Origin of the sequence: Nocardiopsis trehalosi NBRC 14201, from assembly GCF_001552555.1 — a bacterium.
Taxonomy (GTDB): domain Bacteria; phylum Actinomycetota; class Actinomycetes; order Streptosporangiales; family Streptosporangiaceae; genus Nocardiopsis_B; species Nocardiopsis_B trehalosi.
In genome coordinates this window covers 1-22,297 of sequence record NZ_BCRK01000104.1, presented here as the reverse complement: position 1 = coordinate 22,297, position 22,297 = coordinate 1, and the positions used below count along the sequence as shown (strand labels likewise).

Annotated in this window: 8 protein-coding genes; all 8 read right to left on the bottom strand. The window is 77.5% G+C overall.

Annotation, left to right across the window (positions count from 1 at the left end; translation table 11 throughout):
• A partial coding sequence (locus NT8_RS17865) for a type I polyketide synthase (protein ID WP_174549592.1) occupies positions 1–1,800 on the bottom strand: 1,800 nt, incomplete at its 3' end.
• A gap of 34 nt (positions 1,801–1,834) precedes the next feature.
• Positions 1,835–5,221: a type I polyketide synthase gene (locus tag NT8_RS17860; RefSeq protein WP_084469053.1), complete on the bottom strand. Its 3,387-nt coding sequence runs from the start codon at positions 5,219–5,221 to the stop codon at positions 1,835–1,837.
• Position 5,222: 1 nt separating this feature from the next.
• Positions 5,223–16,913, bottom strand: coding sequence for a type I polyketide synthase (locus NT8_RS30910; RefSeq protein ID WP_245646231.1), 11,691 nt, complete (start codon positions 16,911–16,913; stop codon positions 5,223–5,225).
• Positions 16,914–17,524: 611 nt separating this feature from the next.
• On the bottom strand, positions 17,525–18,781 hold the full coding sequence (locus NT8_RS17850; protein ID WP_067970877.1) for a styrene monooxygenase/indole monooxygenase family protein: 1,257 nt from the start codon (positions 18,779–18,781) through the stop codon (positions 17,525–17,527).
• Between the two features lie 76 nt (positions 18,782–18,857).
• Entirely contained in the window at positions 18,858–19,415 is a 558-nt protein-coding gene (locus tag NT8_RS17845; RefSeq protein WP_067970875.1) for a GTP-binding protein, read from the bottom strand.
• A gap of 13 nt (positions 19,416–19,428) precedes the next feature.
• Entirely contained in the window at positions 19,429–19,788 is a 360-nt protein-coding gene (locus NT8_RS17840; RefSeq protein ID WP_084469052.1) for a DUF742 domain-containing protein, read from the bottom strand.
• 46 nt (positions 19,789–19,834) lie between these two features.
• Positions 19,835–20,260 (bottom strand): roadblock/LC7 domain-containing protein, encoded by a 426-nt coding sequence (locus NT8_RS17835; protein ID WP_067970873.1) that lies wholly within the window; start codon positions 20,258–20,260, stop codon positions 19,835–19,837.
• 96 nt (positions 20,261–20,356) lie between these two features.
• The gene (locus NT8_RS17830) at positions 20,357–21,577 is read right to left on the bottom strand and encodes a sensor histidine kinase (RefSeq protein WP_067970872.1); all 1,221 of its coding nucleotides are present in this window, start codon (positions 21,575–21,577) and stop codon (positions 20,357–20,359) included.
• Positions 21,578–22,297: the final 720 nt, after the last annotated feature.

Here is a 22,297-nt window from a genome sequence, read left to right as displayed (position 1 = left end):
CCGCCGAGCCGCGTCAGAACCGGCGGCGTCCCGGTTCACGGTGGAGTTGCCCGCACTGCCCGCTGTCAGGGGACCCTCCGCTGCCGGAGCCGCCTCCATCCGCGCCGCCGTGACCGGCCCCGGTCGGTCCGGGCCGTGCGCTCGCTCCGGCGTGTGCGGGCCATCAGCCGCAGGGTGCGCGTCCGCGCCCGGTGTGGCCGTCCCTGCGAGGGCGGGGCTCCCGGAGGGCGCTGAGGCGTCGGTCCGCTGAGCGTCGCGGGCCCAGGGCGCGTCTGCCACTGTGCGGTGCGCGGGCGCGCGCGTTTCCGCATCGCCGGGGGCCGCGCCCGCCGCCACGGCGGTGCCGGGGGGCGGCGCCGCGACACGGGCCGGGGACTCGGGCGCGCGTCGGTGCGCGGGCGGGGCGGCCTCCGGCGGCGTGGGGAGTTCGAGGACGGCGTGGGCGTTGGTGCCGCTCATGCCGAACGACGACACCGCCGCGCGGCGCGGGCGCCCGGCGTCCGGCCAGGGGACCGGGTCCGTCAGCAGGCGGACCGTCCCCGGGGACCAGTCGACCTCGGCCGTCGGCTCGGCCACGTGCAGGGTGCGGGGCAGCACACCCCGCTGGAGGGCCATGACGGTCTTGATGACCCCGCCGACCCCGGCGGCCGCCACCGCGTGCCCGATGTTGGACTTGAGCGACCCCAGCCACAGCGGCCGGTCCGCCGGCCGCCCGGCCCCGTAGGTGGCGAGCAGCGCCCGCGCCTCGATCGGGTCGCCCAGCGGGGTCCCGGTGCCGTGCGCCTCCACCGCGTCGACGTCGCCCGGCTCCAGCCCCGCGTCCGCCAGCGCCCGCCGGATCACCCGTTCCTGCGCGGGCCCGCTGGGGACGGTCAGCCCGCTGGAGGCGCCGTCCTGGTTGACCGCGCTCCCCCGCACCACCGCCCACACCGTGTGCCCGTTGCGGCGGGCGTCGGACAGCCGCTCCAGGACGAGGACGCCCGCGCCCTCGGCCCACGCGGTGCCGTCGGCACCGGCCGCGAACGCCTTGCACCGCCCGTCGGGGGCCAGCCCCCGCTGCCGGGAGAACGCGACGAACGCCCCCGGCCCCGACAGCACCGTCGCGCCGCCCGCCAGCGCCAGCCCGCACTCGCCCCGGCGCAGCGCCCGCACCGCCAGGTGCAGCGCGACCAGCGACGACGAGCACGCCGTGTCGACCGTGACCGCCGGCCCCTCCAGCCCCAGCGTGTAGGCGACGCGGCCGGCCGCGACGCTGGCCGCCGTCCCCGTGAGCAGGTGCCCCTCCCAGCCGCCGGCGGCCTCGTGCAGGCGCGGCCCGTAGTCGGGCGCGGTCAGCCCGACGTAGACCCCCGTCGGGGAGCCGCGCAGGTCACCGGGGACCACCCCGGCGTGCTCCAGCGCCTCCCAGGCGGTCTCCAGGAGCAGCCGCTGCTGGGGGTCCATCGCCCGCGCCTCGCGCGGACCGATCCCGAAGAACCCCGCGTCGAACCCCGCCGCGTCCGCCAGGAACCCGCCCTCACGCACATACGTCGTCCCGGGCCGGTCCGGGTCGGGATCGAACAGCGCGTCCAGGTCCCACCCCCGGTCCTCGGGGAACCCGCCGACGGCGTCCCGCCCCCGCTCCACCAGCTCCCACAACGCCTCCGGGGAGTCGACCCCACCAGGGAACCGGCACCCCATCCCCACGACGGCGACCGGCTCGCGGTCCCGTTCGGCGGACTCGCGCACGCGCGCGTTCGCGCGCCGCAGGTCGGCGGTGACCTTCTTCAGCAGGTCGCGGAACCTCTGCTCGTTGCTCATCGCGGCCGGGCCGCCTCTCCGTTCGGTGCGGGCATCAGGAGATCCCGAACTCCCTGTCGATGAGGTCGAACAGCTCGTCGTCGTCGGCGTCCTCGACCTCGTTGTCCCCCACTTCCGCGCCGCCGCCCAGCCCGCGCAGCAGCTCGCGGAGCCGGCCGGTGGCCCGCTCCCGCTCCGCCGGGTCGAGCCGCCCGGCGGACAGGGCCGCGTCCAGCCCGTCGAGGAGCGCGCCGACGCCCGCGTCCGGCGCCGCGCCGCTCCCCGCACCGCCCCCGGGCCCCTGCGGGGCGGCCGGGGTGAGGCGGTCCGCGAGGTGGCGGGCGAGCGCGGCGGGCGTCGGGTGGCCGAACACGTCGGCGCCGGTCAGCTCGGTGCCGGTGGCCGCGCCCAGGCGGCGGCACATGCGCAGCACGCCGAGGGAGTCCACCCCGGCGTCGGTGAAGCCCCGGTCGGGTTCGACCGCGCCGGGGTCGGGGTGCCCCAGGACCCGCGCGGTCTCGGCGCGGACGGCGTCCAGCAGCGCGGCGGCGCGCTCGTCGGGGGGCAGATCGGCCAGGCGGGGCGCGTCGGCCGGGGGCGCCGCCTCGGCCGGGGCAGCGGCAGTGGGGTCGGCCGCCGCCTCCCCGGGGTCGGCGGCGGGCGCGGCCCCGGTGCCCGGCCGCGCCGCCAGCCAGTAGTGCTCGCGCTGGAAGGCGTACCCGGGGAGGTCGGGCAGCGCCGCCACCGGGGTGTCGCCCCCGGGCAGCGCCGACCAGTCGACGCCGCCCCCGGCCGCGAACACCCGCCCCAGCCCGGTCAGGACGGACCGCCGCTCACCGCCTGCCGCCGCCATGGCGGGCACGAGGAGCACCCCGCCGGGCTCCCCGCTGTCGGGGTCGGCCCCGGGGTCGAGCCGGTCGGCGGCCAGGGCCGTGAGCACGCCCCCGGGCCCGGTCTCCACCCAGGTGTCGGCGCCCAGGGCACGCAGCCCGTCCAGGGCGTCGGCGAAGCGGATCGTGTCCCGGGCGTGCCGCACCCAGTGCTCGGGGTCGGCGGCGCGTTCGGGGGTGAGGACGCCGCCACCGAGGTCGTCGATCTGCGGGACGGTCGGGGTGCCGTAGGCGACCGCCGCCGCGGCCCGGCGCAGGTCGGCGAGGACCGGGTCCATGTGCGGGGAGTGGAAGGCGCGGGTGACACGCAGCGGAGTGGCGTCGACCCCGTCGCCGCGCCAGGCGCGCACCGCGTCGGCCACCGCGTCGGCGTCCCCGGCGACGACCACCGCCCGCTCCCCGTTGACGGCGGCGACGCCGATCCGGCCCGCGTACCCGTCGAGCGCGGCGCGCACCCGCTCCTCGGGGGCGCGCACGGCGGCCATGGCCCCCGGGACGGCGGCCTCCATCAGCCGGCCCCGGGCGGCGACCAGGGCGCAGGCGTCGGCGAGCGGCAGGGTCCCGGCGACGTGCGCGGCGGCGAGCGCGCCCACCGAGTGCCCCAGGACGACGTCGGGTTCGACGCCGCACGACCGCAGCAGGGCGGCCGCCGCGATTCCGACGGCGAAGAGGGCGGGCTGGGTGTAGGCGGTGCGGTCGAGCAGGGCCGCCTCGGGGGTGCCGTCGGCGGCGAACACGACGTCGCGCAGCGGCCGGTCCAGGTGCGGATCGAGGTGGGCGCAGGCGGCGTCGAACGCCCGCGCGAACGCGGGGAACGCGGCGTGCAGGTCGCGCCCCATGCCCGGCCGCTGGGCGCCCTGGCCGGGGAAGAGGAACGCGGTGCCGCCGCGTTCGGCGCGCGCCCGGCCGGTGGCGAGTCCGGCGGCGGGGCGGCCGTGCGCCAGCGCGTCGAGTGCCCGCAGCCGGGTGTCGCGGTCGTCGGCCACGACCACGGCCCGGTGGGTGAACGCCGTGCGGGTGGCGGTGGTGGCGCGGCCGACGGCGACGGCGCCGGGGCGGGCGCGGAGGTGGTCGCGCAGCCGGGCGGCCTGGGCGCGCACGGCGGCCGGGGTGCGGCCGGTGACCACCCACGGCAGCGGGTCGCCGGCGGGCGCCTCGGGCGCGGGGCCGGGCGGCGCGGACTCGACGATGAGGTGGGCGTTGGTGCCGCCGATGCCGAACGACGACACCCCGGCGCGGCGCGGCCGCCCGGTGTCGGGCCAGGGCACCGGCTCCGTCAGCAGCCGCACGGCGCCGTCGGCCCAGTCGACGTGCGGGGTGGGGGCGTCCACGTGCAGGGTGGCGGGCAGCCGGCCGTGCCGCAGGGCGAGGACGGTCTTGATGACCCCGCCGACCCCGGCGGCGGCCACCGCGTGCCCGATGTTGGACTTGAGCGACCCCAGCCACAGCGGCCGGTCGGCGGGCCGGTCGCGGCCGTAGGCGGCGATGACGGCGCGCGCCTCGATGGGGTCGCCGAGCGGGGTTCCGGTGCCGTGCGCCTCGACGGCGTCGACGTCGCCCGGCTCCAGCCCCGCGTCCGCCAGCGCCCGCCGGATCACCCGCTCCTGGGCGGCCCCGCTGGGGGCGGTGAGCCCGTTGGAGGCGCCGTCCTGGTTGACCGCGCCACCCCGCAGGACGGCGAGGACGCGGCGGCCGGCGGCGCGGGCGTCGGACAGCCGCTCCAGGACGAGGACGCCCGCGCCCTCCGCCCACGCGGTGCCGTCGGCACCGGCCGCGAACGCCTTGCACCGGCCGTCGGGGGCGAGCCCCCGCTGCCGGGAGAAACCGGTGAACATGCCGGGGCCGGCGAGGACGGTGACCCCGCCGGCCAGGGCGAGCCGACATTCGCCCCTGCGCAGCGCCTGCATCGCCAGGTGCAGCGCGACCAGCGACGACGAGCACGCCGTGTCGACCGTGACCGCCGGCCCCTCCAGCCCGAGCGTGTAGGCGAGGCGGCCGGAGAGGACCCCGGTCAGGCCGCCGGTGAGGACGAGGCCGTCGGGGTCGGCGGGCGGTTCGTGCCAGCGGGGGCCGTAGTCCTGGGCGAGCGCCCCGGCGAACACCCCGGTGTCGGTGCCGCGCAGGTCGGCGGGGACGATCCGGGCGTGCTCCAGGGCGTGCCAGGCGGTCTCCAGGAGGACCCGCTGCTGGGGGTCCATCGCCCGCGCCTCGCGCGGACCGATCCCGAAGAACGCGGCGTCGAACCCCGCCGCGTCCGCCAGGAACCCGCCCTCACGCACGTAGGTGGTACCCGGGCGGTCGGGGTCGGAGTCGAACAGCGCGTCCAGGTCCCACCCCCGGTCCTCGGGGAACTTGGTGATGGCGTCCCGCCCCCGCTCCACCAGCTCCCACAAGGCCTCCGGGGAGTCGGCCCCACCAGGGAAGCGGCACCCCATCCCCACGATCGCGACGGGTTCCGCCGCGGTGTCGGCGAGGCGCCGGTTCTCGCGGCGCAGCCGTTCGGTCTCCTTGAGCGACGCGCGCAGCGCCGCCACCAGTCGGTCGTCCGTCACGTCAGCCTCCGAGTTCGGCGGGGTCCGCGGTGCCGCCGTCGTCCAGCGCCAGCCGGACCAGGTCGTCGACGTCCATGGCGTCGATGGCGGCACCGGCCCGGGACGGCTCCGGCGCCGGGTCCGGGGTGCCGGTGCCGGGGCCGGTACCGGCGAGCCGCACCAGCGCCTCCAGCAGTCCGGACGCGCGCAGGACGTCGTCGGGCAGGGAGTCGAGGGCGCGGCGGGCGGCGTCGCGGTCGGGCGCGGCGGCGCGGTCGGCGTCCTCGCGGGGGTCGAGCCGGGAGCGCAGCAGGGCGCCGACGGCAGCGGGGGTCGGGTGGTCGAACAGCAGGGTGGCGGGCAGCCGGAGCCCGGTGGCCGCGGCGAGCCGGTTGCGCAGTTCCACGGAGGTCAGCGAGTCGAAGCCGAGTTCGGCGAACGGCCGGTCGGCGGGCACCCGGTCGGGTCCGCGGTGGCCGAGGACCGCGGCGGCCTCCGCGCGGACCAGGTCGATCGGGGCGCTGACGGGCCGCGCGGCGGCGGCCGACGCGGGCGCGGGCGCCGCGGCGGGTCGGCCCGCCGGGGCGGCCCCGGCGGGCGGCGCGGCGGCGCCGGGCCGCATCGGCACCAGGTGCGTCCGGCCCGCCGCGAGGGCGGCGTCGAACAGCGCCAGGCCCTCGGCCGGGGTGTGGGCGCCGATGCCGGAGCGGGCCAGCCGCGCCCGGCCGGCGGCGTCCAGGTGCCCGGCCATGCCGCCGTCCTGGTCCCACAGCCCCCACGCCAGCGCGGTGGCGGGCAGGCCCCGGGCCCGGCGGTGGTGGGCGAGCGCGTCGAGGGCGGTGTTCGCGGCGGCGTAGGCGGCCTGCCCGGGGGCGCCGACCACCCCCACCGCCGAGGAGAACAGCGTGAACACCGGGGGCGGGTCGTCGGCGGTGAGGTCGTGCAGGTGCCGGGCCGCGTCGGCCTTGGCGCGCAGCACCCGGTCGAGCCGGTCGGGGGTGAGCGCGGCCACGGTGGCGTCGGCCAGCACCCCGGCGGCGTGCACGACGGCGGTGAGCGGCCGGTCGGGCGGGACGGCGGCGAGCAGCGCGGCGGTCTGGGCGCGGTCGGCCAGGTCGCAGGCCGCGAACTCGGCGTGCGCGCCGAGGCGGGCGAGGTCGGCGCGCAGGGCGTCGGCGCCTTCGGCGCGCGGCCCGCTGCGGCCGGCCAGGAGCAGGTGGCGCACCCCGTGCTCGGCGGCGAGGTGCCGGGCGATCCGCCGGCCGAGGGCGCCGGTGCCCCCGGTGACGAGGACGGTGCCGTCCGGGTCGAGCGGGCGGGACACGGTGAGCACGACCTTGCCGACGTGGTGGGCCCGCTGGACGTGGCGGAACGCCTCGGGGGCGCGGGTGAGCTCCCAGGTGGTGAGCGGGGGCGGGCGCAGGGCGCCGTCGGCGAGCAGGGCCACGACCTCCCGCAGGGCCGCGCCGACGGCGCCGGGGTCGCGGGCGAGCACGTCGAGCAGGTCGAACGGTCGGTACCGCACACCGGGGTGGGCGGTGTCGACGTCGGCGGGGTCGCGCAGGTCGGTCTTGCCCATCTCCACGAACCGGCCGCGCGCGGCGAGCAGCCGCAGGGAGGCGTCGGTGAACTCCCCGGCGAGCGCGTTGAGGACGGTGTCGACGCCGCGTCCGCCGGTGGCGGCGCGGAAGCGGTCGGCGAACGCGGTGGTGCGGGAGGAGGCGATGTGGTCGTCGTCCAGCCCTTGGGCGCGCAGCGCGTCCCACTTGGCGGGGTGCGCGGTGGCGAACACGCGCGCCCCGAGGTGGCGGGCCAGGGTGACCGCCGCCGCTCCGACGCCGCCCGCCGCGGCGTGGACGAGCACGGTCTCCCCGGGGCGCACCCCGGCGAGGTCGACCAGGGCGTGGCGGGCGGTGAGGAAGGCGACGGGGACGGCGGCGGCCTCGGCGAACGTCCAGCCGGCCGGGATCGGCGCGAGGGCCCGGTGGTCGGCGACGGCGGTCGGCCCGAAGGCCCCGGGGAACATCCCGCAGACCCGGTCGCCGGGGGCGAGGCCGGTGACGCCGGGGCCGACCTCGGTGACCGTGCCCGCCCCCTCGATACCGAGGTCCGCGTCGCCGGGGTAGGCGCCGAGGGCCACGAGGACGTCGCGGAAGTTGAGCCCGGCGGCGCGCACGGCGACGCGCACCTGCCGCGGCCCCAGGGGCGCGGCGGCCTCGGGGGCGGCGCGCAGCGCCAGGTCGTCGAGGGTGCGCCCGGTCGTGGTCAGGCGCCAGGTCGAGGCGCCGGCGGGCGGGGTGAGCGCGCCGCCGGCGGCGGTGGGGGCCACGCGCGGGGCGTACCCGGTGCCGCGCCGCACCGCCACCTGCGGCGCCCCCGTCGCCAGGAGGCCGGGGAGCGCGGCCCGCGAGTCGGCGCCGCCGTCGAGGTCGAGCAGGCCGAACCGGCCGGGGTGCTCGGACTGCGCCGAGCGCACCAGCCCCCAGATCGGGGCGTGGCCGAGCCCGCGCACGGTGTCGCCGGGGGCGGCGGCCACGGCCTCGCGGGTGACGAGGACCAGCCGGGACCCGGCGAACCGCGCGTCGGCCAGCCAGCCGCGCACGAGGGCGAGCGCGGCGCGGGCGGCGGCGCGCGCGGCGGCGGGGCCCTCCCCGGCGGGCGGGCGCACGGCCAGCACCGCCTCGGGGACGGGCAGGCCGGTGTCGAGCGCCCGGACCAGGGCGGACAGGTCGGGGTGGACCAGGGTGTCGGCGCCCAGGCCGAGGTCGTCGCCGCCCAGGACCGCCCACCGGGACGGGCGCGGGTCGGGGGCCGGGTCGACCGGGTCCCAGACGACGCCGTGCAGCAGGCCGGGCGGCGCCCCGGCGGCCGCGCGCAGCAGGGCGGGGCCGGCGGGGGCCAGGGTCAGGGAGGCGGCGGTCAGCACGGGGGTGCCCGCCGGGTCGGCCGCCGTGACCGCCGTGCCGCCCGCGCCGTCGGGTGCCAGCCGGACCCGCAGCTCGGTGGCGGTGGTGCCGGTCAGGCGCGCGCCGGCGACCGTGAACGGCAGCAGCAGCCGGTCGTCGCCGTCGGCGGCCAGCAGGGCGTGCAGGGCGGCGTCGAGCAGGGCCGGGTGTGCCCCGAACACCGCGCCGGCGGCGGCCCCGGGGGGCAGGGCGACCTCGGCGTACAGGTCGTCCCCGCTGCGCCAGGCGGCGCGCAGGCCCCGGAACGCCGGGCCGTAGCGGTAGCCGCGGGCGGCGAGCCGGTCATAGGCGCCGGCGAGGTCGAGCGGCCGGGCCCCGGCGGGCGGCCACACCGGGGGGACGGGCGGCGGCGCGGCGGAGGCGTCCGCGCCGAGGGGACCGGTGTCCAGGGTGCCGGTGGCGTGGCGGGTCCAGGGGGCCGGGCCGTCGGCGCCGCCGGGTCCGTCCGGGCGGGCGTGCAGGGTGAACGTCCGCCGGCCGGCGCCGTCGGCGGGGCCGACCGCGGCCTGGACGCGGACGCCGCCGGTCGCGGGCAGCGCCAGCGGCGCCTCCAGGACGAGGTCGGCGATGTGCGGGGCGCCGGTGTGCGCCCCGGCGTGCGCGGCGGCCTCCACAACGGCGGTCGCGGGCAGCAGGACGCGACCGCCCACCTCGTGGTCGGCCAGCCACGGGTGGGTGGACCGCGCCAGCCGGGCGGTGAACACGGTGCGGCCGCCGTCGGCGAGGTCGACGGCGGTGCCCAGCAGCGGGTGGCCGGCCGGGGCGGGGGTGTGCGGGTCGGCGGGGTGCGCGTCGGAGGTGCGCGGGTCGGCGGGGGCGGGCGCGTCGAGCCAGTGGCGCTCGTGCTGGAACGGGTAGGTCGGCAGGTCGACGCGGCGCCCGCCCGCCGCACCGTGCACCCGGGCCCAGTCGACGGGGGCGCCGTGGGTGAACGCCTCGGCGGCGGCGGCGAGCACGCGCTCCCGGCCGCCCTCACCGCGGCGCAGCGTGCCGACGGCCGCGCCGGCGGCCCCGTGGTCGTCAAGGGTGTCCCGCACGGGTCCGGTGAGCACGGGGTGCGGGCCGACCTCGATGAACAGGGCGTGCCCGGCGTCGGCGAGGGCCCTCACGACCGGGTCGAGGCGGACGGGTTCGCGCAGGTTGCGGAACCAGTAGCCGGCGTCGAGCCGGTCGCCGTCGAGGGGGCCGCCGGTGACCGTGGACCAGAACGGGACGGCGGCGGCCCGGGGGGCGAGCCCGGCGAGGTCGCCGGTGATCCGCTCCCGCAGCGCGTCGACGTGCGGGCTATGGGAGGCGTAGTCGACGCCGATGCGGCGCGCGTGGATGCCGTCGGCGGCGCATGCGTGGACGAGGGCGACCACGGCGTCGGGGTCGCCCGCCACCACCGTGGCGGTGGGCCCGTTGAGGGCGGCGGTGTGCAGGCGGTCGGCCCGCTCCCCCGCGTAGGCGGCCACCTTGTCGGCGGGGAGCGCGACGGACGCCATCGCCCCGCTGCCGCCGAGCGCGGCGACGGCGCGGCCGCGCAGGGCGGCGGCGCGGGCGCCGTCGGCCAGGGACAGGGCGCCCGCCGCGCAGGCGGCGGCGATCTCGCCCTGGGAGTGGCCCACCACGGCGGCCGGGGTGACGCCGAGCGCCCGCCATTCGGCGGCCAGCGCCACCATGACCGCCCAGAGCACGGGCTGCACCACCTCGGCGCCCTGGAGTCCGGGGGCGCCGGGGTCGCCGCGCAGCACGGCGGCGGCCGACCAGCCGGTGTGCGGGGCGAGTGCGCGGTCGCAGGCGGCGAGGTGCGCGCGGAACACCGGGGACTCGGCGAGCAGGTCGGCGGCCATGCCCCGCCACTGGGTGCCCTGACCGGGGAACACGAACACCGGGGCGGGGTCGGCGGGGGCCCGGCCCTGGAGCAGCCCGGGGGCGGGGCGGCCGTCGGCGAGCGCGTCGAGTCCCGCCAGGAACCCCTCGCGGTCCCCCGCCAGAACGGCGGCGCGGTACGGCAGCGGGGACCGGGTCGCGGCGAGGGAGTACCCGATGTCGGCCAGGCGTGCGGTGCGGGCGGTGTCACGCAGCCGGTCGGCCTGACCCCGCAACGCGGCACCGTCCCGAGCCGACAGCACCCAGGGCGCCGGAGCCCGGTCCGGGCCATCGGCGGGCGGGGCCGGCGTCGGCGCGGAGGTCGCCCCGAAGGCCGCCCCCGGCTCATCGCCGCCACCACCGGACGACGCCCCACTCATACGGCCGGACCCCGACGACCCGACCGACCCACCAGCCGACGAATCCGGCACACGCTCAACGTCCGGCTCACCCGACGACAACGCACCAGCGGAACACGACGCCGAAGACCCGCCATCGCCCTCGGCCCCCGAGCCCGACACCGGCCCGGAAACCGACTCCAAGGCCCCCAACCCATCAGCACCACGACCACCGGGCAACGGCACACCCGCACGGCCGACCGCCGAAGACCCGACCGACCCACCAGCCGACGAGCCCGACAGCGGCCCGGAGTTCGGCTCGCCCGACGACAACGCACCAGCGCGGCCCAACGCCGAACACCCGCCAGGGCCCTCGGCCTCCGAGCCCGGCACGGGCTCGGAAGCCGACTCGAAGGTCCCTTCGGCGCCACTGCCACCGGACGACGACACACCCACACGTCCCGGCGCCGAAGACCTGACCGGCCCACCGGCCGGCGAACCCGGCACGGACGCGGAGGTCGGCTCGGGGGGTGCCTGCTCCAGCACCAGGTGGGCGTTGGTGCCGCTGATTCCGAACGACGACACCCCGGCGCGGCGCGGCCGCCCGGTGTCGGGCCAGGGCACCGGTTCGGTGAGCAGCCGGACCGCTCCGCCCGCCCAGTCCACGCGCGGCGTGGGGGCGTCCACGTGCAGGGTCGCGGGCAGCCGGCCGTGCCGCAGGGCGAGCACGGTCTTGATGACCCCGCCGACCCCGGCCGCCGCCTGAGCGTGCCCGATGTTGGACTTGAGCGACCCCAGCCACAGCGCCCGGCGCGGGTCCCGGTCCGCCCCGTACACGGCGCACAGCGCGCCGGCCTCGATCGGGTCGCCCAGCCGGGTGCCGGTGCCGTGCGCCTCGACGGCGTCGACGTCGCCCGGCGCGAGCCCGGCGGCGCGGAGCGCGCGCCGGATGACCCCCTCCTGGGCGGCCCCGCGCGGGGCGGTGAGCCCGTTGGAGGCGCCGTCCTGGTTGACCGCGCTCCCCCGGAGGACGGCGAGCACGCGGTGCCCGTTGCGGCGGGCGGCGGAGAGGCGTTCGAGCACGAGCATGCCCGCGCCCTCGGCCCAGGCGGTGCCGTCGGCGGCGGCCGCGAACGCCTTGCACCGGCCGTCGGGCGCGAGGCCCTGCTGCCGGGAGAACTCGGTGAACATGCCGGGGTGCGCCATGACGGTGACCCCGCCCGCCAGCGCCAGCGCGCACTCGTCCGCCCGCAGCGCCTGCGCCGCCAGGTGGATCGCCACCAGGGACGCCGAGCAGGCGGTGTCGACGGTGACGGCCGGGCCTTCCAGGCCGAGCGCGTAGGCGATCCGGCCGGAGATGACGCCGCCGCTGCCGCCGGTCAGCGTGAAGCCCTCGGCGGCTCCGGTGGCGCGGTCGGGGCGCGGCCCGTACTCGGCCGACATCGCCCCGACGAACACGCCGGTCGCGGTGCCGCGCAGGGACTCCGGACCGATCATGGCCTGTTCGACGGCCTCCCACGCCACCTCCAGCGCGTGCCGCTGCTGCGGGTCCATGGCGGCGGCCTCGCGCGGGCTGATGCCGAAGAACGCGGCGTCGAACCCGGCGGCGTCCGCGAGGAACCCGCCGTAGCGGGTGACGGTCCGCTCGGCCCCGTCCGCCGCCCCGATGTCCCACCCCCGGTCCTCGGGGAATCCGCTGATGGCGTCGCGCCCCTCGGCGACGAGCCGCCACAGCTCGTCGGCCGACCCCACCCCTCCGGGGTACCGGCACGCCATCCCCACGATGACCACCGGATCGTCCTCGACCGCTCCCCCCGCCCTCGTACCGGCGCCGGCCCCGACCGGAACCGCCCGCCCCACCCCCGAGCCGCCCGCACCCGGACCGCCCGTCGCGCGCGAGTCCGCCACGGACGAGGCGGGCGCGGACGGGCCGGACCCGCCCGCGCCCGGAACGGATACCGGTTCGGCGGACGGGAACCGGGCGGCGATCCGTCGAGCCAGCACCGCCAGCGGGACGTCGTCGGTGGTGGAGGCCACCGCGACGGGCGCTTCGAGGGCGGCGGCCGTCCGCGCGCTGATGGCGGCGACGGCGGCGCCGTCGGCACCGAGGTCGCGCAGACTCCGCTCCGGATCAACGTCATCGGCGCCGACGTATCCGAGCACGTCGGCGGCTGCCCGCCGCACCACCGCGAGAACGCGGTCGGCGCGTTCCCGTTCTGCGATGCCCGTGCCGTCCGCATCGGAGGCCGACGCGTTCTCGGTTAGGGACGCTCCAGGACGTCCCACCGCCCGCACCTCGGGGAACGCGGCCGCCTTCGCACCCTCACCGCCCGCCCCGGCACCCCACCGGGGGCCCGCGCCTGCGGCGGCCGTACCCCCCGCACCCTCGCCCCACGCCCCGATGCCGTCCCGCCCGTCGGCGCCGGCAGCCGGCATCCCCGCTGAGGGGACCGGAGCAAAGGGCGCTCCGGTGCCGCGCGGCGGGGCGGCGGTCGTGTCCGCGCCGACGGGCCGCGCCCCGGTACCGCGCCCGGGGTCCGCGTCGGCGGGGGCGGACCCGGCGGCGCCCGGATCGGTCGCCGCCTCGACGCCGCTCCCCCGCCGCGTGGCGGGACTGCGCGACGCTCCGGCCGTGCCCGAGTCGGTGTTCTCGCTGGCCGCGCGTCCACCAGTCCCCTCAGTGAGGGGCACCGCCGCAGGCGCGGACGCGCTGTCGGCCTTCGGCGATGCACCGTCACCCGGGAGCCGGTCAGCGGAGATCCGGCGGGCCAGCTCGGCGGCCAGGGCGAGCGGGGTCGGGTGGTCGTAGGCGGCGGTCTCGGGCAGACCGGCACCGGTGGCCGCGTTCAACAGGTTGCGCAACTCCACGGCGGCAGGAGAGTCGATCCCGGCGTCGATGAACGCCACGTCGGGATCGACCGCACCGGGCCCGGGGTGGCCGAGGACGTCCGCCGCAGCGGACCGCACCGCGCCGAGCGCCCAACGCACCCTCTCCGGGGCCGGACCGGCCCCGCTCGGGGTGCCGCCTCCGTCCGGCGGGCCGGGCCACGACGCGGTACCGTCCCCGGGCGCCACCGGCGGTCCGACCGGTGGCGGGCCGTCGGACCGAGGCCCGTTGGCCGGCGCCTCAGAGTGCGCCGCCCCGACCTCCGGCGTCGGCCGTCCGCCCGAGGCACCGGGCCGCGCCGCGTCGGAGCCGGGGGCGCGGACCACCGGAGCGCCCGGCGTGCCCGGGATGCTCGGACGCCCCCCACCGGGCGGAACGGGACCGGCGCGGTGCGGAGCCCCCACAGCCGAAAGGGTCTCGATGTCAGAGGTCGACCCAGACGCAGTGCCCGTGATGCCAGGAGCCGACGTATCGCGAGTGACGCCGGTGTCAGGGGTCGCCACCCCGTGTGCGTGGTGGCGGCGGCGCTGGAAGGCGTAAGTGGGGAGGCGGACGCGGCGGGCGGCGGGGCCGAGGACGGCGGGCCAGTCGACCGCCATCCCCGTGGCGTGCAGGCGTGCCAACCCCTCCAGCAGGTGGGCGTGCTCGTCGCCCTCGCCGCCGAGCACGGGCACGGCGGTCGCGTCGGCGCCGAGCCGGGCGCGGACGAGGGGCGGCAGCGTACCGCCCGGCCCCAGTTCGGCGAAGGCCGTCGCGCCCCGTTCGCGCAGCGTCCCGACCGCGTCCGCGAACAGGACGGTCTCGCGCGCCTGGCGCACCCAGTGGTCGGCGGACCGTATGCCGTCGTCGGCGAGCCGTCCGGTGCGGGTCGACACCATCGGCAACCGGGGTTCGTGGAAGGCGCACGCCTCGGCGGCGGCGCGGAACTCCGCCAAGGCGGGCTCGATCAGCGGGGAGTGGAAGGCGCGGTCGGCGGGCAGCGCGCGGGTGCGCACGCCCCGCTCCGCCAGGCGGGCCGCCGCATCGGCCACCGCGTCGGTGGCGCCGGAGAGCACCACCGACCCGGGCCCGTTCACGGCGGCGAGCGCGATCCGGTCGGCGCGGTCGGCCAGCAGCGGGGCGACGCCGGCCGCGTCGGCGCGGACGGCGAGCATCGCGCCGCCCGGCGGCAGCGCCCGCATCAGCCGGCCGCGCGCGGCGACCAGCGCGGCCGCGTCGGGCAGCGTCAGCACGCCCGCGACGTGGGCGGCCGCGAGTTCGCCCACCGAGTGCCCGGCCACCTGGTCCGGTGCGGCACCCCACTCCTCCAGCAGCCGGAAGAGGGCGACGCCGACCGCGAACAAGGCGGGCTGGGCGAGGTCGGTGCGGTCAAGGCGGTCCCGCCCGCCGAGCACGGTCGCGCGCAGTGGGCGCTCCAGGTGCGGGTCGAGGTGGTCGGCCACCTCGTCGAAGGCACGCGCGAACGCGGGAACGGCGGCGTAGAGGCGGCCGCCCATGCCCGCCCGCTGCGTGCCCTCTCCCGGGAACAGCGCGGCGAGGGAGGCGCCCGGCCGTGCGGTGCCGCGCACCGTGCCAGGGGCGGCGCGGTCGGCGGCCACCGCGTCGAGCCCGGCCAGCAGCCCGTCGCGGTCGGCGGCGACGACGACGGCCCGATGGCGGTGGACGGCGCGCGTGGCCGCCAGTGCCACCGCGACGTCGCGAGGGGCGTGGCCGGGGTGTTCGGCGGCGTGTGCGCGCAGCCGGGCGGCCTGCTCGCGCAGCGCCTCCGGTCCCGCCGCCGACACGGTCCACACCACCGGCCCCCGGTCGGCCCCGCCGCCCGCCCCGTGGCCTTTGTCCGCCGACCCAAGGGCGTCCGCGTCCCCGGCCGGGGTCGCGGGCCTGTCCACGGCGACGGTCCGGTGATCCCCCGCCGCGCCGGAGGGCCGCCGCTCACCTCCCGGTGCGTCGGCACCGGCCGCCTCCGGGGAGGCGAGCGGCGCGCGCGAGGCTCCGGCGGCGCGCCCCTCGGCGTCCGGCGGCTCCGCCTCCCCGCTCATGTCAGCCGTGCCCGAGGCGGACGGCCGCACAGCATCGACCACCACCGCCGGCTCACGGGCATCCACCGCGTCGTCCGGCGCGGATACGGGGCGCGCTTCGTCCGCCGTTCCGGTGGACACCCCCTCTTCGCCGACCGGCCCCCAGGTCGCTTCCGGTGCTCCGGCTGCGGCAAAGGCGTAGGGCCGCGTGGCTGCCGGTGGATGGGCGGCGGGCTCCTCGGGAGTGGGGCGGGGGGAGCGTGGTGGGGTGAGGGTGGCCGGGGTCGGGCGGCCGCTCGCGCCCGGGCCGCTTTCGGCGGAGCCGCTCGCGGCGGGGGCGCCCGCGGCGGGTGGGGGGGCGGAGAGGACGACGTGGCAGTTGGTGCCGCCCAGGGCGAAGGAACTGACGCCGGCCAGCAGCGGGCGGTCGGGGTCCGGCCACGGGACGGTGGTGGTCGGGACGCGCAGACCGAGGCGGTCGAGCGGGATGCGCGGGTGCGGGCGGACGAAGTTCAGCGAGGCGGGGATGCGGCCGTGGCGGATGCTCAACGCCGCCTTGATCAGCCCCGCGATGCCCGCCGCCCCCTCCAGGTGCCCGATGTTGGTCTTCACCGACCCCACCGCCAGCGGCCGCCCCGGGGCGCGCCCCGCCCCCAGCGCCGCACCCAGCGCGGCGGCCTCGACCGGGTCGCCGACGGGCGTCCCGGTGCCGTGCAGCTCCACGTACTGGGCGTCGCGGGGGTCGACTCCCGCCCGCTCCCAGGCGCGGCGCAGCACCGCCTCCTGGGCCGCCGCGCTGGGCACGGTCAGGCCGCGGCCGCCCCCGTTGTTCACGGCCCCGCCGCGCAGCACGCACACCACGTCGTCGCCGTCGGCGAGCGCCCGGGCGAGCGGTTTGAGGACCACCACCCCGCCGCCCTCGCCGCGGACGTAGCCGTTGGCGCGCGCGTCGAAGGTGTGGCAGCGGCCGTCCGGCGACAGCACCCCGAGCCGGGCCGCCGCCAGGCCGCTCTCGGGCCCCAGGATCAGGTTGACGGCGCCCGCCAGCGCGGTCGCGCACTCGCCGCGGCGCAGCGCCTCGGCCGCCATGTACACGCTGACCAGGCCGGACGCCTGCCCGGCGTCGATGGTCAGGCTGGGGCCGGTGAGGCCCAGCGCGTAGGAGGCGCGGTGGGCGATGATGCCCCGGTGCAGCCCGGTGGCGGTGTACCGGGTGATCGCCTCCGGCCCGGCCCGGTGCAGGGCCGCCGCGTGGTCGTCGGCCATCACCCCGACGACCACGCCGATGTCGGCCGCCCCCGGGCCGCCCGGCACGATGCCCGCGTCCTCCAGGGCGGCCCACGCGAGTTCGAGGAACATGCCCTGCTGCGGGTCCATGGCGGCGGCCTCGCGCGGCGGGATGCCGAAGAACCCGGCGTCGAAGGCGTCGGCGTCGGGCACCGCTCCGCCCCGGGCCGGCAGGCCCGGGTGGCCGGCCGTGCCCCACCGCCGCGGCGGCGGCCCGGTGACGGCCTCGGCGCCGTCGCTCAGCAGCCGCCAGAACGCGGCCGGGTCGGGCGCGCCGGGGAATCGGCACGCCATCCCGACCACCGCGATCGCGTCATCGGACGTCCGCCGGAATTCGCGGTCTGCGCGATATCGGGCATCCGTCATCACACCACGTCCCCCACCATGCCATCCGCCGAATCACGGAACCGAAAGGGGCGGGAATACGGCCCGCCCTTCGGGCTCCGTGCGGGTGTCGTCGCGATCTTCCCGGGTCCGGCGAACCGGCCGAATCGGGAGTTCCAAGATCATTTCACCGAGGAACGCCTTTCGGGATCACGGAAGACGTTACGCCCCGGCTCGGACGCGGTTCCCGGCCGGCCGCCGACACGGCGGCGGACGCCTTCGCGGCCAATCCGACCCGCCGGACGTGCGCGTTCGCGCCGAGGAGGACCGACGCGCGGTGCGACTGGTTCCATGGTGCGGCCCCGGGGCATCGGTGCTGGATCTCGGGTGGCCGAAACCGGAGAGACAAAAAGCGACAAACGACGTAGATCGCGACAACTCTCCGAATTCAGCTACGACATCGTCCCCGAGATCGTAACGCTCCGACTTTTGCACGGCAATATGCAAGCGCGTTTCGGACATTGCTGCGGAGCGCTGCACCGACGGCCGACGATCTTTATGGTTCGGATGGTACGGAAGTGGCAAGGTGACCCCTCCGCCCCGGATGGGACGGAGGAGTCACGGCGAAACATCCGCATTTGCGGAACGCGGTCTCACGCGTTATGGACGGCCGCAACCTCCGCAAGGTATTTCCGGGCGCCCGCTTCGTCGTACAGCCACTCGTGGTAGTCGGGCGGGTAGTTCCAGCCGCGGATCCACCGGTCGCCGACCTCGGGGTACACCGACGCGGCGCCCAACACCTCTTGGAAGTGCGCGGCGGGCGGGGACTCCCAGTAGGACGAGATGGTCTCGGCCCACAGCTCGGCGTCGTACCCGTAGCTCCAGAAGCGGTCGAAGGTCCGGCGCATGAACTCCTCGTCGAACGGGCGGTCGCCGTGGGCGAGGATGCTCTCCAGGTAGCTCTTGGCGCACCGCGTGGAGTTGTTCCAGCCCTGCCCGGCGAACGGGTCGGAGGTGATCACCACGTCCGAGATGCCGAGCACCCGCCCGCCGGACGGCAGCGTGCCGACGGGGTTGCGGACCTTGGGTTCGATGGACTCGATGAGCCGGCTGTTGCCGTCGACGAGTTCGGCGTCGCGGACCCGCTCGAAGTACTCGGGGGCGTGTTCGCGCAGCAGCGCCCGCATGCCGTCGAGCTGGGCGGCGGGCGTCGGCCGGTGCGGGCCGAGCCAGCCGTCCATGGGCCCGCCGCGCCGGGCGGCCACGAACAGCGAGTGGCACGGCCCCTCGGAGGTGAGGATCGGGAAGAACCAGATGTTGCCGGCGTCGGCCGACGACCCGACCCAGCCGATCGACTCGGGCTCGCCCGGGTCGGGGGCGACGTCGTAGATGTGCGCCTGGGCGAGGACGCGGCGGCGCGCCCCGCTGAAGCGGCCGCGGTCGGTGTCGAACAGGGCGCCCAGTTCGCCGTGGCCGACCGCGACCACGATGAGGTCGAACATCCGCGCGAAGTAGTCGAGGTCGCTCAGGGTGACGCCGTGGATGACGACCTTCCCGCCGCAGTCCTCGAAGTACTCCAGCCAGTCGGCCATCTTGACCCGGCGGTCGACCGACACGGTGTAGCCGTCGAAGCGCCCGGCGACGACGAGCGGGTCGGCGCCGCCGGACGGGTAGCCGTGCAGCTTGGCCTTGTCGATCTGCGGCGCCTGGGAGCTCCAGAAGTCGAGGTGCAGTTCGCGCTCGTAGTCCAGCACGGTCGGGTAGGTGAGCTGGGTGATCGAGGGGCGGCCGGTGCGGATCTCGGTGGAGGTCTGCCCGGTGATCACGGTGACGTCGTAGCCGTGGCTCAGCAACCCGTGCGCGAGGTGCAGCCCCGATTGTCCGGCGCCGACGATGAGGATCTTGCGCATCCTGTCATTACTTTCCGGGAGCGGTCGGATGGGACGTGGGCCCCTCCGGCGGGAGGGGCGGCGGTCGGACCGCGGCTCACCCGACGGGCTGGGCCGCCGCGTTGGTGGACAGCGCGTACCGGAGCAGGGTCTTCAGCACCATGCCGCCCGACGAGCGGTCGCGGGCGTCGAAGTCGACGATGGGGACGTCCTCGCCGATCTCCAGCGCCTCGCGCACCTGCTCGGCGGTGAAGTCGAGCCGCCCGTCGAAGCGGTTGAGCGCGACGATGTAGGGGATGCGCCGGTTGGTCTCGAAGTAGTCGACGGCGTCGAAGCTCTCGGCGAGCCGGCGGCAGTCGACCACGACGACGGCGCCGACCGCGCCCCGCACCAGGTCGTCCCACATGAACCAGAACCGGGCCTGGCCGGGGGTGCCGAACATGTACATGATGAGTTGGCGGTCGACCGTGATGCGGCCGAAGTCCATGGCCACCGTGGTGGTCGTCTTCAGTGGGGTGGCCGAGGTGTCGTCGTAGTCGACGCTGGCCTCGGTCATGACCGCCTCCGTGGTCACGGCCGGGATCTCCGACACCGAGCCGACGAGCGTCGTCTTGCCCGCCCCGAAGCCACCGGCGATGACGATCTTGGTGGACATCTTGCTCTGGATGTCATTGGAAAAGTCGTTCGAGACCACGAAGCGCCCTTTCGAGAACCTGGTTTTCCGACGGGCTGGAGCCCGTGATCGTGGGATGGATGTAGACGAGCCCCAGCTCGGCGAGGTCGCTGAGCAGCACCTGCGCGACCCCCAGGGGGATGTCGAGTTCTGCGGCGACCTCGGCCACGGAGCGCGTCTCCCGACACAGCAGGTAGATGCGCTGGGACTCGGGCATCAGGTTCGGAGGAGGGTCGTTGCTCGGATCGGCGGTCGAGACCAGGGTCTGCACCATGAGCGGATGACGCGATCTGGTGCGCCCGCCGGTGAAGGTGTAGGGGCGGATGCGGGTGCTCCTGCGCCTGCGGTAGCTCATATCTGTGGCAACCTCTTCGTTCGGATCCGGTACCCGGGGTGCCCGCTCAACCGCCGATGACGTCGCGCAGCTCGGACCGGAGCTGCGGGGTGAGGGCGTGCGCGACGTTCTCGACCAGCCGGGTCATCTGGTAGGCGACGATCTTCATGTCGGCCGCGGGCGAGCTGAGCACCGCGAGGCACGAGCCGTCGCTGACCGACATGACGAACAGGTGCCCGCCGCGCATGCGGACGATGAGCTGCTCGCAGGTGCCCTTGCCGAACAGGTTCGCCCCGCCCACCGCCAGGCTGTGCAGGCCGCTGGCGATGGCCGCGAGCTGCTCGGCGTTCTCCTCGGGGAAGTCGCGGGAGGCCGTCAGCAGGAGTCCGTCGGAGGACACCACGATCGCGTGCTCCACGCCGTGGACCTCGCCGACGAAGTTGGAGATCAGCCAGGTGAAACTCTCCGCGTTGGCACTCAACTGGTCGTTCATGGGTGTTCCAGCCTTTTGACTAGCCGTGTGGGGTGGGTGTGCGGGACCGCGCGGGGCGGCCCGTCGCGTGCGTGCGGGCGGGGACGGGCCCGGGTGCTACTCCCGGTCGCGGACCGCCGCGCGTTCGCCCTCGATGAAGCCGCCGATGTCGTCGCGGATGCGTGCGGCCCGGTCGCCCTCGGGTTCGGCGGGTTCGGCGGGGACCGGCCGGTCGGGCGGGAGGGTGCGCAGGGCGGCGGCGGCCTCGGGGGTCCGCGCCGCGCTGCGGCGGGGCAGGCCCGCGGCGGTGATGGCGGGGCGCGTGTCCGGGCCGCCGGACGCGGCCGGGCGGCGGTCGCCCAGGGGGTGCGGCGCGACCGAGGGCATGCTCCGGCCGGGGGTGGGCACCGCGGGTTCGCGGCGCGGCCCGGACGCCGTGAGCAGGCGCGCGGGGATGACGGTGTAGGCGTTGGTGCCGCGGAACGCGCGCGCCTCCAGCTGGACGAGGAGGCCGTGCCGGTGGGCGATGCGGCTGGCGACGTAGAGCCCCATGTGCCGCATGACCCGCTCGTCGAGGACGGGCGTGCCGCTGAGCCGCACGTTGAGGTCGGTGAGCTGCTCGCGGGGGATGCCGATGCCCTCGTCCTCGACGGTGAGCAGCAGGCCGCCCTCGGGGCGGGTCTGCCCGCTGATGACGACCTGAGCGTGGTCGGGCGAGTGGGTGGTGGCGTTGTCGAGCAGTTCGGCCAGCAGGTGGCTGAGGTCGTCGGCCGCCGCGCCCGCGACGAACGTGTCGGGCAGCCGGCCGATGTGGACCCGGCTGTAGTCGCGGATCTCGGAGGTGGCGGCGCGGGCGACGTCGAGCAGGGGCACGGGTTCGACGTTGGGGTCGCCGGCCTCCTGGTCGGCGAGGACGAGCAGGTTCTCGCCGTTGCGCCGCATGCGGGTGGCGAGGTTGTCGATCTCGAAGAGCTTGTCGAGGAGATCGGGGTCGTCGGCCATGTCCTCCAGCTTCTCGACGATCGCCAGCAGGGCGTCGACGAGCGTGAGGTCGCGCATGGCGAGGCCGGCGAGGGCGTCGGTGAGCAGGTCGGGGTGCGACGCGGCGGCGCCGTCGGCGGCCGGAAGGGCGGTGGCCGACCAGGGGCGCGCGCCGGGGCGGGGCTCGGCGGCGGGGCGCCGCGCGGGGGCGCTCGGCGCGTCGGCCGCGGCGGGGACGGCCGCGACCGGTGCGGGCGCGGCGGGTACGGGAGCGGCCGGATCGGCGGCGAGGCCGAGCCGGGTCAGCAGCCGGCGGAACCGGCCGGGCTTGCGGTGGTGCGGAGCGGGTGCGGTCATCGGCGTCGGGGGACGGCCGTCACGGCCGGGTGGTGAGGGCGCCTGTGCCACAACACGCCTCCTCGTCCTCGGGGTGGGGTGGATACCTTCGGTGGGCCCGGTGCGCACCGCGGGGGCGCACACGGTGGGCCGCCGCCGGGCGGGGGGCCGCGCGCGGCGGGCGCTCCGTGGAGAATGCGGTGATCGCCGACAAAGGGGTTTCCTCCGCGAGGGAACACCTTTCGATCATCCGAGATATTCACACGGACAACGCGCTGTTTTCAGTGGAACCGTTAATGTTCTACCGATTCAATCGTGAGCCTAGCAAAGGCCCACCGCGTTATCAGGATGTTCCCAAGATCCGCGGTTGAGATCTCCCACCTGCGGATACTCCGGCACCGTCGCCACCCGGACGGCGGTTCGCCCGCTTTGCCGGACACCGCACGTTTGACGCTATTTCCGCCCTCGAACCCTGTTTCCCGCATCTCAGGACGTTGGCCGAAAAGAGGGCACCCGGCCCGCTTCGCACTTCCCCGTCGAAAATACCGCTCGGGCCGCGAATGCCGTTCACACCACGAAAACGGCCAGACGGGAAAAGGCGCCCGCAAAGTCGCTTCGACCGGCAGACCGGCCGAGCCGGGCCGCGACGGTCGTCAACCGGCCCACTCCAGATGGGCGGCCGCGCGGCCGGGCGCGGGGGCGGACGCGAGGCGGTGCGACCTAGGGAGTGTTCTTTGGATG

Excerpts from the sequence above, each read along its gene's own strand:
- NT8_RS30910 (WP_245646231.1), bottom strand. The coding sequence starts at position 16,913 with ATGACGGATGCCCGATATCGCGCAGACCGCGAATTCCGGCGGACGTCC.
- NT8_RS17850 (WP_067970877.1), bottom strand. The coding sequence starts at position 18,781 with ATGCGCAAGATCCTCATCGTCGGCGCCGGACAATCGGGGCTGCACCTC.
- NT8_RS17845 (WP_067970875.1), bottom strand. The coding sequence starts at position 19,415 with ATGTCCACCAAGATCGTCATCGCCGGTGGCTTCGGGGCGGGCAAGACG.
- NT8_RS17840 (WP_084469052.1), bottom strand. The coding sequence starts at position 19,788 with ATGAGCTACCGCAGGCGCAGGAGCACCCGCATCCGCCCCTACACCTTC.
- NT8_RS17835 (WP_067970873.1), bottom strand. The coding sequence starts at position 20,260 with ATGAACGACCAGTTGAGTGCCAACGCGGAGAGTTTCACCTGGCTGATC.
- NT8_RS17830 (WP_067970872.1), bottom strand. The coding sequence starts at position 21,577 with ATGACCGCACCCGCTCCGCACCACCGCAAGCCCGGCCGGTTCCGCCGG.